The organism is Sulfitobacter sp. 1A15299 (assembly GCF_043556915.1).
In the GTDB taxonomy this organism is placed as follows: domain Bacteria; phylum Pseudomonadota; class Alphaproteobacteria; order Rhodobacterales; family Rhodobacteraceae; genus Sulfitobacter.
This window is the reverse complement of record NZ_JBIFFJ010000005.1, coordinates 1-13,533: the sequence shown is the minus strand read 5'-3', so window position 1 is coordinate 13,533 and position 13,533 is coordinate 1. Positions and strand designations below refer to the sequence as shown.

At 63.2% G+C, this 13,533-nt stretch carries 11 protein-coding genes; 8 read left to right on the top strand and 3 right to left on the bottom strand.

The window, feature by feature from the left end:
- The first annotated feature begins 15 nt into the window (after positions 1-15).
- From ACGYK7_RS08370 to xylB, 8 genes are all read left to right on the top strand, one after another.
- The gene (locus ACGYK7_RS08370; protein WP_394400932.1) at positions 16-1,077 is read left to right on the top strand and encodes a LacI family DNA-binding transcriptional regulator; all 1,062 of its coding nucleotides are present in this window, start codon (positions 16-18) and stop codon (positions 1,075-1,077) included.
- Entirely contained in the window at positions 1,070-2,365 is a 1,296-nt protein-coding gene (gene xylA, locus ACGYK7_RS08365; RefSeq protein ID WP_394400929.1) for a xylose isomerase, read from the top strand. Before ACGYK7_RS08370 ends, xylA begins: the two co-directional genes overlap by 8 nt.
- 22 nt (positions 2,366-2,387) lie before the next feature.
- On the top strand, positions 2,388-3,443 hold the full coding sequence (locus tag ACGYK7_RS08360) for a sugar phosphate isomerase/epimerase family protein (protein WP_394400927.1): 1,056 nt from the start codon (positions 2,388-2,390) through the stop codon (positions 3,441-3,443).
- Entirely contained in the window at positions 3,443-4,579 is a 1,137-nt protein-coding gene (locus ACGYK7_RS08355) for a Gfo/Idh/MocA family oxidoreductase (RefSeq protein ID WP_394400925.1), read from the top strand. The genes ACGYK7_RS08360 and ACGYK7_RS08355 overlap by 1 nt, the downstream gene beginning before the upstream one ends.
- On the top strand, positions 4,576-6,093 hold the full coding sequence (locus ACGYK7_RS08350; RefSeq protein WP_394400922.1) for a sugar ABC transporter ATP-binding protein: 1,518 nt from the start codon (positions 4,576-4,578) through the stop codon (positions 6,091-6,093). The genes ACGYK7_RS08355 and ACGYK7_RS08350 overlap by 4 nt, the downstream gene beginning before the upstream one ends.
- Positions 6,094-6,104: 11 nt before the next feature.
- Positions 6,105-7,103, top strand: a complete 999-nt coding sequence (locus tag ACGYK7_RS08345) for an ABC transporter permease (RefSeq protein ID WP_394400919.1) — start codon at positions 6,105-6,107, stop codon at positions 7,101-7,103.
- 33 nt (positions 7,104-7,136) lie between these two features.
- Positions 7,137-8,084 carry an ABC transporter substrate-binding protein gene (locus tag ACGYK7_RS08340; RefSeq protein WP_394400916.1) on the top strand — a complete coding sequence of 316 codons (948 nt, stop codon included), beginning with the start codon at positions 7,137-7,139 and terminating at the stop codon, positions 8,082-8,084.
- A 62-nt stretch (positions 8,085-8,146) separates the two neighbouring features.
- Positions 8,147-9,592 carry a xylulokinase gene (gene xylB / locus ACGYK7_RS08335; RefSeq protein ID WP_394400913.1) on the top strand — a complete coding sequence of 482 codons (1,446 nt, stop codon included), beginning with the start codon at positions 8,147-8,149 and terminating at the stop codon, positions 9,590-9,592.
- Positions 9,593-9,650: 58 nt separating this feature from the next.
- Here the strand turns inward: xylB and ACGYK7_RS08330 are convergent, their stop codons facing one another.
- From ACGYK7_RS08330 to ACGYK7_RS08320, 3 genes are read right to left on the bottom strand one after another with little or no spacing between them, the layout of a single operon-like run.
- Complete coding sequence (locus ACGYK7_RS08330; protein WP_394400910.1) at positions 9,651-11,840, bottom strand: molybdopterin cofactor-binding domain-containing protein; 2,190 nt, start codon at positions 11,838-11,840, stop codon at positions 9,651-9,653.
- Positions 11,837-12,823: an FAD binding domain-containing protein gene (locus ACGYK7_RS08325; protein WP_394400907.1), complete on the bottom strand. Its 987-nt coding sequence runs from the start codon at positions 12,821-12,823 to the stop codon at positions 11,837-11,839. The genes ACGYK7_RS08330 and ACGYK7_RS08325 overlap by 4 nt, the downstream gene beginning before the upstream one ends.
- Complete coding sequence (locus ACGYK7_RS08320) at positions 12,820-13,326, bottom strand: 2Fe-2S iron-sulfur cluster-binding protein (RefSeq protein WP_394400905.1); 507 nt, start codon at positions 13,324-13,326, stop codon at positions 12,820-12,822. Before ACGYK7_RS08320 ends, ACGYK7_RS08325 begins: the two co-directional genes overlap by 4 nt.
- Between the last annotated feature and the right edge of the window lie 207 nt (positions 13,327-13,533).

Below are 13,533 nucleotides of genomic sequence, written 5' to 3'. Positions count from 1 at the left end.
CGCGGGGGAGGGGCCATGACAAGTCCGACGTTGAGCGATGTCGCACGCGCGGCTGGGGTGAGCTATGCCACCGCGGACCGGGTGATCAACAACCGCGGCAACGTGGCGGAAAAGTCCATTGCCAAGGTGCGCGAAGCTGTCGCGGCGCTTGGCTATGTGCGCAATGTGGCGGCGGCGAACCTGTCACGCGGGCGGATCTATCGGCTCGCTTTCCTGATCCCCCGTGGCTCCAACGCCTTTTTCAACCGCATCCGTGAACACATCGAACATACCGCCGCCCATCAGGCCACCGAACGCGTCACCGCCGAGGTGATCGAGGTCGCGGCGTTTGCCGTGGAAGGGCTGCAAGACAGCATCTCGGACCTGCTGGAACGGGATTTCGACGGTGTCGCCATCGTCGGCCTGCAAAGCGCGGCGCTTGAGGCACCTTTGGCCGCCCTGCGGGACAAGGGGGTGGCCGTGGTGGGCCTCGTCTCCGACCTGCCGCAGGCCGCCCGCGCCGCCTATATCGGGATCGACAACATCGCCGCCGGGCGCACGGCGGGGCGTATGGTAGGGCTTGCCCATGGCGGGCAGGGCGGACGGGTGCAGACCTTTGCAGGCTCTCTGGATGCGCGCGACCACGCAGAGCGTCTGACCGGCTTTCGCGACGTGTTGCAGGCCGATTTTCCGCAGGTTGAATTGCTGGATCCGATCATGACGAAGGACGACGCAGAGGTGCTGAACGCGCAGACGCGTCAGGCGCTCGGTCTGAAAGAGCTGACCGCGCTTTACAATGTGGGCGCGGGCAACAGCGGGTTGATCGCCGCGCTGCAAGAGGGGCAGGGAGAGCGGCCCTTCTGCGTGGTGCATGAACTGGTGGCGCATTCACGTCAGGCGCTACTGGGCCGGCATATCGATCTGGTGATTGACCAGCGCCCAGATGTCGAGATCAACCGTGCCTTCACCGTCTTGCGCGCTTTGATCGACCAAAAGGAATTGCCGCCGATGCCGGACCTCGTGCCGACGATTTATGTGCGGGACAATCTGCCCGCCGACACATTGACCGACAGGATGAAGGCCAAGATAGATGACTAATTTCTTTAAAGATATAAAGCCCCTGACCTATGATCCCGAGGGGGCCGATCTGGCCTTTCGCCACTACAACCCTGACGAGATCGTCATGGGCAAGCGTATGGAGGATCACCTGCGCTTTGCCGTGGCCTATTGGCATTCCTTCGCATGGCCGGGCGGCGATCCCTTTGGCGGGCAGACATTCGAGCGCCCGTGGTTCGGTGACACGATGGACCTGGCAAAGCTCAAGGCCGATGTGGCCTTCGAGATGTTCGATCTGCTGAACGCGCCCTTCTTTTGCTGGCACGATGCCGACATCCGCCCCGAGGGGGACACATTCGCCGAAAGCCTGCGCAATTTCGAAGAGATCATTGACTATCTAGGCACCAAGATGGAAGGCTCCAAAACCAGGCTGCTTTGGGGCACGGCGAACCTTTTTGGCCACCGGCGCTTCATGTCGGGCGCGGCCACCAACCCCGACCCTGAGATCTTTGCTTGGTCCGCCGCCACGGTCAAAGCCTGCATGGATGCGACCCATAAGCTGGGCGGTCAGAACTACGTTCTCTGGGGCGGGCGCGAAGGCTATGAGACCCTGCTCAACACCGACCTGAAACGCGAACGCCAGCAGGCCGGGCGCTTCTTGCAGATGGCGGTGGAGTACAAACACAAGATCGGCTTCGAAGGCGCCATTCTTGTGGAGCCCAAGCCGCAGGAGCCGACCAAACATCAGTATGATTTCGACGTGGCCACGGTCTATGGTTTCCTCAAGGAATTCGGGCTGGAGAACGACGTTCAGATGAACATCGAACAGGGCCATGCGATCCTTGCGGGCCATTCGTTCGAACATGAACTGGCGCTGGCCGCGTCCTTGGGGATTTTCGGCTCGATTGACATGAACCGCAACGACTATCAATCGGGCTGGGACACGGATCAATTTCCCAACAACGTGCCCGAAGTGGCGCTGGCCTATTACGAGGTGCTCAAAGCAGGCGGTTTCACCACCGGCGGCACCAATTTCGATGCCAAGCTGCGGCGGCAATCGCTCGATCCGGTCGATCTCGTTGCGGCCCATGCGGGTGCGATGGATGTCTGCGCGCGGGGCTTCAAAGCCGCCGCCGCCATGCTTGAGGATGGCACGATCGAGGCCATGCGCGCCGAGCGCTACGCGGGGTGGGACACGCCCAAGGCCAAGGCGATGCTGGAGGGGGATCTGGCCTTGATCGCCGCGCAGGTTGTCCATGACGGCATCAACCCGCAGCCCCGCTCGGGCCGGCAGGAAATTCTGGAGAACATCGTGAACCGGTTCGTTTGAGCCGGGGAAAGGGAGGAACATTATGAAGACGATCAAGGGACCGGCGCTGTTTCTGGCGCAATTCGCGGGCGATGACGCGCCCTTCAACTCTTGGGACAGCATCACCAAATGGGCCGCCGATTGTGGCTACAAAGGCGTGCAAGTGCCCAGTTGGGACGCGCGGCTGATCGACTTGGCCAAGGCCGCATCGAGCAAGGATTACTGCGACGAGTTCAAGGGCAAGGCGGTCGAAAACGGCGTGGAGGTGACCGAGCTTTCGACCCATCTGCAAGGCCAGTTGGTCGCTGTGCATCCGGCCTATGACACCGCCTTTGACGGCTTCGCCGTCGAAGAAGTGCGCGGCAATCCCAAGGCGCGGCAGGAATGGGCGGTCGAGCAGGTTAAGATGGCTCTTTCAGCGTCGAAAAACATGGGGATCGGGGCGCATGCGACCTTCTCGGGCGCTTTGGCTTGGCCCTATGTCTACCCCTGGCCGCAGCGCCCGGCGGGGCTGATCGAGACGGCCTTTGACGAACTCGCCGCGCGTTGGCTGCCGATCTTGAACCACGCCGAAGACTGCGGTGTCGATGTCTGCTATGAGATCCACCCCGGTGAAGACCTGCATGACGGCGTCACCTATGAAATGTTTTTGGAGCGCACGGGCAATCACGCGCGGGCCAACATGCTCTATGATCCCAGTCACTACGTCCTGCAATGCCTTGATTACCTTGATAACATCGACATCTACAAAGACCGGATCAAGATGTTCCACGTCAAGGATGCCGAGTTCAATCCGACGGGCCGTCAGGGGGTCTATTCAGGCTATCAAAGCTGGACGGACCGCGCCGGGCGGTTCCGGTCGCTGGGCGACGGGCAGGTTGATTTCGGCGCTGTCTTTTCCAAAATGGCGGCGAATGATTTCGATGGCTGGGCCGTGGTGGAATGGGAATGCTGCCTCAAGCACCCCGAAGACGGCGCGCGCGAAGGGGCGCAATTCGTCTCCGATCACATCATTCGCGTGACCGACAAAGCCTTTGACGATTTCGCCGATGGCGGCACCGATGAGGCAGCAAACCGCAAGATGCTGGGGATCGACTGATGGCACGTATTCGACTTGGCATGGTGGGCGGAGGCAATGACGCTTTTATCGGCGGGGTGCACCGCATCGCCTCGCGCATCGACGACCGGTTTGATCTGGTGGCAGGCGCGCTCTCTTCGACCCCCGAGAAATCCGCCGCCAGTGCAGAGGCTTTGGGCATCCCGCGCTCCTACGGCAGTTTCGAAGAGATGGCCGAGGCCGAAGCTGCCCGCGAAGACGGGATCGAGGCGGTCTCGATCGTCACGCCCAACCACGTTCATGCCGCTGCCGCGAAGGCCTTCTTGGCCAAGGGCATCCATGTGATCTGCGACAAGCCCCTGACCTCCACGCTGGAGGATGCGGAGGCGTTGGCGGCCAGCGTCGCTGAGGCCGAGGCACTCTTCATCCTCACCCATAATTACACCGGCTATCCGATGATCCGCCAAGCGCGGGCCATGGTGGCGGCAGGTGATCTGGGCGAGATCCGCATCGTTCAGGCGGAATATCCGCAGGACTGGCTAACTGCCCCGGCGGAGAACGAAGGCGTCAAACAGGCCGAGTGGCGCACCGATCCCGCACGCTCGGGCGCGGGCGGCTCGGTGGGCGATATCGGCACCCATGCCCATAACCTCGCCTGTTTTGTCAGCGGTCTGGAGGTCGAAAGTCTTGCCGCCGATCTGCAATGCTGGGGCGCGGGGCGCAAGCTGGATGACAACGCCCATATGATGCTGCGGTTCGCCGGTGGCGCGCGCGGCATGCTGTGGTCAAGCCAAGTGGCCCCGGGCAATGAGAACGCGCTGAAGCTGCGTGTCTATGGCGACAAGGGCGGCTTGGAATGGTCCCAAGAAGATCCCAACTACCTGTGGTTCACCCCCTTGGGAGAGCCGAAGCGCCTGATCACCCGCAACGGGGCAGGGGCGTCTGAGGCGTCGCAAGCGGTAAGCCGCATTCCCGGCGGCCACCCCGAAGGGTACCTCGAAGGGTTCGCCACGATCTATAACGAAGCCGCCGATGCGATCCGCGCCGTGCAGGGCGGGGCGCGCCGCGAAAGCGCCATGGGCGTGCTGCCGGACATCACGGCGGGCATGGCGGGGATGCGTTTCATCACCGCCTGTGTCACGTCCTCGGCCAATGATGCGGCGTGGACCAAGCTATGACTGCCACCCCCGTTCTTGCCCTGCGCGACGTGAGCAAAAGCTTCGGCTCGATCGAAGTGCTGCACGGCGTGACCCTCGCGCTGGAGCCGGGGACCGTGCATGCGCTGATCGGTGAGAACGGGGCGGGCAAATCGACGACGATGAAGATCATGGCGGGCTATCAAATGCCCACGAAAGGCGCCGTCGAACTCGACGGTGCGACCACCCGTTTCGACAATCTGCACGAGGGCGAGATGGCCGGGATCGTGATGATCCACCAAGAATTCAACTTGGCCGAACAGCTCACCGTTGAGCAGAACATCTTTCTGGGCCGCGAGTTGAAACGCGGGCCGCTGCTCGACAAGGCCGAGATGCGGCGGCGCACGCGCGACTATCTTGGCCGGGTGGCCTGCAACGTCTCTCCGGATGCGCTGGTCTCGGGCCTGTCGAACTCTGACAAGCAGATGGTCGAGATCGCCAAGGCCCTGTCGCGCGATGCGCGGGTGTTGATCATGGACGAGCCGACAGCGGTACTGACAAAACGGGAGACCGATGTGCTGTTCAAACAGGTCGCGGCCCTGCGCGCGGCGGGAACGGCGGTCTTGTTCACCTCGCATAAATTGGACGAAGTGGCCAAGATCTCGGACCATGTCACCATCATGCGCGATGGCGCGGTGGTGCAATCCAGCCCGACCTCTGAGATCACCGAAGACGAAATGGCCACCGCCATGGTGGGCCGCGATGTCTCCGACCTCTACCCCGCCAAACCCGGTGTGGAGCGGGGCGCGCCAGAGGTGCTCTGGGTCGAAAACCTCAGCGTGCCGGGCTTTGCCAGAAATGTGTCTTTTTCGCTGCGACAGGGGGAGATCCTCGGGCTCGGCGGGCTCATCGGCTCTGGGCGGACCGAGGTGATGGAGGGTCTGGCCGCGCTGCGCCCGGCAAGCGCCGAGCGTGTCACGCTTTTTGGCGAGCCGGTGCAGTTCAAGAAGCCGAGCGATGCGCAACAGGCCGGGCTGTGCTATCTGACCGAAGACCGCAAGCTGCGCGGGTTGCTGCTGGACCGCGGCATGCGTGAGAACCTGACCCTGCAAAACCTTCATAAATTCGGCGGTTTCCTGATCGACCGCAGCGCAGAGGAAAACGCCCTGACGGAAGCCATTAGCGCGTTCGACATTCGCGCAGGCAGCCGTGACGTGCGCGTCGGCAATATGTCGGGCGGCAACCAGCAAAAACTGTTGCTGGCCAAGATCATGCTCTCTGAGCCGCGCATCCTGATCGTCGATGAACCCACTCGCGGCATCGACATCGGCACCAAGCAGCAAATCTATGCTTTCCTGCGCAAATTGGCTGATCAAGGCCACGCCATTATCGTGATCACCTCTGAGATGCCTGAACTCATCGGGCTTGCCGACCGCGTGATGGTCATGCGTTTGGGCGAGGTCAGCGGCACGCTGAACGCGGGCGAGATCACAGAAGACGCGATTGTCCGCCTTTCCATGGGGCTGAGCGCCGAACAAATGCCGATGACGGGTTAAGGAAACCGAAGATGACAGATGTAACCACAGCTCACACCAAAAGCTTCCGCCTGCCGTCGATGTCTGTCCTCGGGCCGATCATCGCGCTGATCGTTCTGGTGGTGATCGGCACGGCGCTGAATTCCAACTTCCTGAGTGCTGCGAATATCACCAACGTGCTCGCCCGTTCGGCCTTTATCGGGATCATCGCAGTGGGCATGACCTTTGTCATCACCGCCGGGGGGCTTGACCTGTCGGTGGGGTCGATGGCGGCCTTTATTGCGGGGCTGATGATCTTGGTGATGAACGCCGCTTTGCCAAGCCTCGGTGTCGGCGTGCCGATCATCCTGTTGGGCATGTTCACGGCCATCGTGGCGGGGCTGCTGGCGGGGCTGTTGAACGGCTTTTTGATCACCGCGCTTGGTATTGAGGCCTTCATCGTCACGCTTGGCTCCATGGGCATTTACCGCTCGCTGGTGACGTGGCTGGCCGATGGCGGCACCCTGTCGCTCGATTTCGGCCTGCGCAGTTTTTACCGGCCCGTCTATTTCGACGGCATCCTCGGGATCAGCTGGCCGATCATCGTTTTCGCGCTGGTGGTCATCATTGGTGAGATCATCATGTCGCGCAGCGTCTATGGCCGCCACTGCGCCGCCACCGGGTCGAACGAACATGTGGCGCATTATTCAAATGTGAACGTCAATCGCACCCGTCTGATCTCCTATGCCGCCTTGGGCATTTTGGTGGGCATCGCGACGATCATGTATGTACCGCGCCTCGGCTCGGCCTCGGCCTCGACCGGGGTGCTCTGGGAGTTGGAGGCGATTGCCGCCGTCATCATCGGCGGCACCGTGCTGAAGGGTGGTTTCGGTCGGGTCTGGGGCACCGTCATCGGCGTGCTGATCCTCAGCCTGATCGGCAATATCCTGAACCTTACCGATTTCGTGTCGCCCTATCTGAACGGTGCGATCCAAGGGATTATCATCATTCTCGCTGTGATCCTACAGCGCGAAAGGAAGACGGCGCTTTAAGCCGTAGTTGAACGCTTCATGGGAGGAGCAATTATGACATTTACCAAAACATTCATTGCCACCGCGCTGGCCACGGCTGTTGGCACCGCCGCCTTTGCCCAAGACACCAAAGTCATCGGCGTGTCGATCCCGGCGGCGACCCACGGCTGGGCGGGGGGCATGAACTTCCACGCCAAGGAAACCGTCGAACGTCTGGAAGAGGTCTATTCCGACCTCGACTTCGTTCTCGCCACCGCGTCGGACCCCGGCAAACAGGTGAACGACATCGAAGACATGGTCGCCACGCGCAACATCGACGCGCTGGTGGTGCTGCCCTTTGAATCCGACCCGCTGACCCCGCCGGTGCAGGCCGTGGCCGATAGCGGTGCATGGGTCACCGTGGTGGACCGTGGCCTTTCCGTCGAGGGGATCCAAGACCTTTACGTTGCGGGCGACAACAGCGGCTTTGGCAAGGTGTCGGGGGAGTTCATGGCCCAGCAAATGCCCGATGGCGGCGATATCGTCGTGCTGCGCGGCATCCCCACCACCATCGACAACGAGCGCGTGGAGGGTTTCACCGCGGCGATCGAAGGCTCCGGCATCAATGTGCTCGACATGGAGCATGGCAACTGGAACCGCGACGACAGCTTTACTGTGATGCAGGATTTTCTGTCGAAATACCCCAATATCGACGCGGTCTGGGCCTCGGACGACGACATGGCGATTGGCGTGCTGGCGGCAATCGAAGCGGCGGGGCGTGACGATGTGAAATTCGTGCTCGGCGGGGCCGGCATGAAAGAGATGATCAAGCGCACTGCCGATGGCGATGAGATGATCCCGGCCAATGTGACCTACCCGCCGTCGATGATCGCCACCGCGATCGAACTGACGGCGGTGGGCCTCACCTCCAACGCGCCGGTCTCGGGCACTTTCGTGATCGGCTCAGTGCTGGTGACGCAAGAGAACGCGATGGATTTCTACTATCCCGACAGCCCGTTCTAATGGCCAGAGCCACCGGCAGCCCGCCGGTGGCTCCCTCTCATTTTTGAAGTAACGAGTACCGCATGACCTATCTCGGCCTGGACCTTGGCACCTCGGGCGTCAAAGCGCTTTTGATCGACGCAGGCCAACGGCCCTTGGCCGAGGGTCATGCCCCGTTGGAGGTTCAGCGCCCGCAGCCGATGTGGAGCGAGCAAGACCCCCATTCATGGATCACCGCCTGCAAGAGCGCCATCGCCGAGGTCCGCGCCGCGGCCCCGGAGGCATTCGCGGCGCTGCGCGGCATTGCCGTCTCGGGCCAGATGCATGGCGCCACGCTGCTGGATGCCCACGACCAGCCCCTGCGCCCGGCGATCCTGTGGAACGATGGCCGCGCCCATGCCGAATGCGCGGAACTGGAACAGCGTGCCGATTTTCGCGGGCTGGGTGGCAATATCGTCATGGCAGGCTTCACCGCGCCCAAGCTGCGGTGGGTGCAGAAACATGAGCCGGAGATTTTCGCGCAGGTCCGCAAGGTCCTGCTGCCCAAGGACTATGTCGGCCTATGGCTGACGGGAGAGCATGTCTCGGAAATGTCCGACGCGGCGGGCACGCTTTGGCTCGATGTGGAAAAACGCGATTGGTCGGATGAACTGCTCGCCGCCACGGGGCTTACGCGCGATCAGATGCCGCGACTGGTCGAAGGCAGCGCGCGGGCGGGCGGGCTTCGGGCCGAGCTTGCCGCGGAGTGGGGTGTCGGCAACGTCACCGTCGCGGGCGGCGCGGGGGACAATGCCGCCACCGCCGTGGGGCTGGGGCTGGTGCAGCCGGGGCAGGGGTTTCTGTCGCTCGGCACCTCTGGCGTGCTTTTCACCGTGACCGACCGTTTCGCCAGCAATACCGAAAGCGCCGTGCATAGTTTCTGCCACGCGGTGCCCAAGACCTGGCATCAGATGGGTGTGATCCTATCAGCCACCGATGCTTTGGCGTGGCTCGGGCAGATCACGGGGCAAAGCCCGGCGGATTTGGCGGGTATGGTTCAAGACATTCGGCAACCCTCTCGGATCACCTTCCTGCCTTATCTCTCGGGCGAGCGGACACCGCATAACGCCCCCGATGCCGCCGGGGCCTTTCACGGGCTGCGCCGCGGGCATGGGTTGCCGGATATGGTGCAGGCGGTGATGGAGGGGGTGGGCTTTGCCTTTGCCGACTGCTGTCGCGCCCTCGACCACTGTGGTTCCTTGCCCAAACGGGTTTGTGTGGCGGGCGGCGGCAGCCAGTCGGAGACATGGTTGCAGGTGATCGCCGACATCACCGGGCTGACCCTCGATGTGCCCGAAAGCGGTGCGCAGGGCGCGGCGCTTGGCGCGGCGCGGCTGGCGATGCTCGGCTGTGGCGCGGCGGCGGAGGCGGAGGTGATCCGGCCCCCAAAGATACGCAAGAGCATCGCGCCCAACCCCGCGCTCACGTCAGCCTATGCGGAGCGCTATGCCGCCTTCCGGGCGGCTTGGGAGCAGCGGCTGACGCGGTAGGCATCAAGCGCAAGACCGGCAAAGTACGGGGCGGCCGATCACACCGCCCCTCGTCTCCTCACATCCCGGCAATCACCTTGTCCAAAGTGGCGGGATAGTCGCGCACCCTGACGCCAGTGGCGTTGTAGATGGCATTAACGATTGCCGCCGCCGCGCCGCAGATGCCCAGTTCGCCGATCCCTTTGGCCTGTAGCAGGTTGGCCCAATCGTCCCGCTCTTCCAGCAGATCGACGGTCAGCTGCGGCACATCCGCGTTCACCGGGATGTGGTATTCCGCGAGGTTATGGTTGGCCACATGGCCGTCGCGCGGGTCAAAGGCCAACTCCTCGGTCAACGCGATGCCGATGCCAAAGGTCATGCCCCCCAGACATTGCGAGCGCGCCGTCTTGGCATTCAAGATCCGCCCGGCGGCAAAGGTGCCATGCATCCGTCGCACCCGGGTCTCGCCCGAGGCGGCATGTACCGCAACCTCGGCGAAATAGGCCCCGAAGGTGGCCTGCCGCACCGCCTCGGAAGTATCGCCGGGCTGCACATGACCCACTTTGGCAATCTCATCCCCGTTCAGGATATCGCTCAGGCTGCGGGTCTGGTTGTCGAAGGTCGCCATGCCGTCTTTTAGCGTGAGGTCGCCTTCCTCCACCTCCAGCCTTGCGGCAAGCTGTTTGCGGATCGCCTCGCAGGCCAGATAGACCGAGGTGCCGCTCGACGACGCGCCCCATGACCCGCCTGAACCCGAAGCCGGGGGCAGGGTGGTATCGCCCAAGACCACGTCGACCGCATCGCGGGGCAGGCCCATCATATCGCCCGCGATTTGGCCCAAGATCGCATAGGTGCCGGTGCCGATATCGGTCATATCCGTTTCGACCCGCAGGCGGCCATCGGGCATCAGCGTCACGCGGGCTTGGCTCTCCATCAACACGTTCACCCGCGCGGCAGAGGCCATGCCATAGCCGATCAGCCATTCCCCCTCGCGCCGCTCCTTGACGCCGGGGCGGTCGGCCCAGCCGAATGTCTCGGCCCCGCTGTCGAGCGCCTCTCGGAAACGGCGGGAGGAGAACTCCTTGCCGCTTTCGGGGTCCTTCTCGGGAATGTTGCGGCGGCGCAGTTCGACCGGGTCCATGCCGATCTTGTCGGCCAGCTCATCCATCGCGCCCTCGAAAACGGTGACGCCCACCGCCTCGCCCGGCGCGCGGACGGAGCCTGCACAAAGGCGGTGCACCCGCGCCAAATCCATCGACATCTTGCGGTTCGCCCCGGCATAGAGAAAATGCGACGCCTGCAAGACCGGCTCGGCAAAGCTCTCTCCGGGCAGGTTGGACACCCGCGCGTCATGGCCCAGCCCGGTCAGGCGTCCTTCGGCATCGGCGGCAAGGCGCACCCGCTGCGTGGTCTCGGACCGGCGCATCGTCGCCTCATAGACCTGCTGGCGGTGCAGCGCGACAGAGACCGGGCGGCCCACCTCTTTCGCGGCAATCGCCGCGGCGACGGCCTCGGGCGCGATTCCGAGTTTCGACCCGAAACCGCCGCCGACATAGGGCGACAGGATGCGCAGCCGGTCGGGGTGGATGCCCAAGGCATCGGAAAGCTCGTTGCGGTTGTATTTCAGCATCTGATAGCTGCCGCGCAGGGTCAGGTCTTCCCCGTCCCATGAGGCGATGGAGGCATGCGGCTCCATTGGGGTGCTGGAATGCGACGGGGTGGTATAGGTCACATCGACCGAGAATGCGGCCTCCTCCATCGCGCCCTCCAGATCGCCCTGATCCAAGGTCTTCGCCTCCTGCGGCTCAACCGCCGCGGTGGCGGGATCGACCGGCATGACCTCGCCATTCTCCAATTCCACCTTCAGCGATTGCGCCGCATGGCGGGCCTGTTCGAATTCTTCGGCGACGACCACGGCGATCAACTGGCCGAGGTAGGCGGCCTGTTCCGGCCCTTGAATTGGCGCTTGGTTCGCAGTGCCTTGGGCCGGATTGCGCAGCAGGCGCGGGTCTTGGATCACGGCCAATACCCCCGGCATTTGCGCCACCGCGTCGCGGTTGGCCAAGACCACCCGGCCACTGTTGCCCGGCGCGCGGACCATGACGCCATGCACCATGCCTTCGACCTGCCATTCATTGGCATAGGTTGCCGTGCCGCTCACCTTCAGCGGCCCCTCGGGGCGGTCCAGCGGCGCGCCGACAAGCCCCTGCGCCATATCATCCAACCTGCGGGCGGTGGCGGGCGCGTCCATCTTGAATTGCTCGGTCATTGCTGGGCCTCCGCGGTAAGTTCGTTCAGCACCGACACCAGCGTGCGGCGGGCGAGGGGAATTTTGAAATCATTCGCGCCATAGCCTTTGGCCTCGGCCAGCAGCAGATCGGCGGCTTTGTTGAAAAGGTCTTCCGAAGGCGCGTTGCCGGTGAGCAGATCCTCCACCTCGGCATTGCGCCAAGGTTTCGGCGCCAGCCCGCCAAAGGCCAGATCGGCGCGGGTGATCCGTCCGTCTTCCATCTCGACGATTCCGGCGACCGAGACGAGGGCAAAGGCATAAGAAGCCCGGTCCCGCACCTTGCGGTAGGTCTGTTTGCCCGTCACCGGCGCGGGCAGCACCACGGCGGTGATCAATTCGCCCGGCTCTAGAACGGTCTCTTGATCTGGCCGCTCTCCGGGCAGCAGGTAAAGCTCATCAAGCGTCAGCCGGCGCGTGCTGCTGTCTTCTTTCAGCGTCTCCACCTCGGCCCCGAGCGCCCGCATGGCCACGGCCATGTCGCTGGGATGGGTGGCGATGCAATGCTCCGAGGTGCCCAAGACGGCAAGGATCCGGTTGAACCCCTCCTTCGCCGAACAGCCCGTGCCCGGCGCGCGTTTGTTGCAGGGCATGGCGCGGTCGTAGAAATACAGGCAGCGCGTGCGTTGCAGCAGATTGCCGCCCGTTGTCGCCTTGTTGCGCAACTGTCCGCTGGCCCCGGCCAGCAACGCACGGCTCAGCACCGGCCAACCCTTGCGCAGGCGGGCGTCATTGGCCAGATCGCTGTTGGTCACCAAGGCCCCGATGCGCAGCCCGCCGTCTTCGGTCTCTTCGATCTCGCCAAGGTCGAGCCGGTTGATGTCTATCAGCGCCTCGGGGGTCATGACCTCCAGCTTCATCAGATCGAGAAGGTTGGTGCCCCCGGCTATGAAGGTGCCACCGCTGGCCGCTTGCCGCGCGGCGGCCTCTGTATTTTCGGCGCGGGTATAGTCGAATGGTCTCATGCGTTGTCTCCCGCCGCTTTTCGGATCGCCTCGACGATGTTGGGATAGGCCGCACAGCGGCAGAGATTGCCGCTCATCCGTTCCGAGATCTCTTCCGTGGTCAGCGCAGGCTTGCCCTCCAGATCATCGGTCACATGGCTGGGCCAGCCCTCGGCGATCTCCTCCAACATCGCGGTGGCCGAGCAGATTTGCCCCGGCGTGCAATAGCCGCATTGGAACCCATCCTCGCGGACAAAGGCGTCTTGCAGCGGGCTAAGGTTGCCGGGCGCTCCGATGCCTTCGATGGTGGTCACCGCATCGCCGTCATGCATACAGGCCAATGTCAGGCAAGCATTGATCCGGCGGCCATTCACCATGACCGTGCAAGCGCCGCATTGCCCGTGATCGCAGCCCTTCTTGCTGCCGGTCAGTCCAAGATGGTGGCGCAGCGCATCCAGCAACGTGGTGCGGGGATCGAGGTCCAGCCGCTGCTCGGTGCCATTGATGGTCAGGTTCGTTTCCACGGCAATATCCTTTGGCTAAATTGGGGCGGAGGGGCAGATCCCTCCGGCTATCGGCTGCTTCGGGACGTAGGGCGGCGCGGAGGAGCGGCAAGCGGGTGCCGCTGTCGGGTTCAGACAGCATGTTTTAATAACATAACCCTGATTATAGGAATCATGTTTGTAGCACGGGCACATTCTAAACTGGGTTGCGACACTTCCGGTATCTTG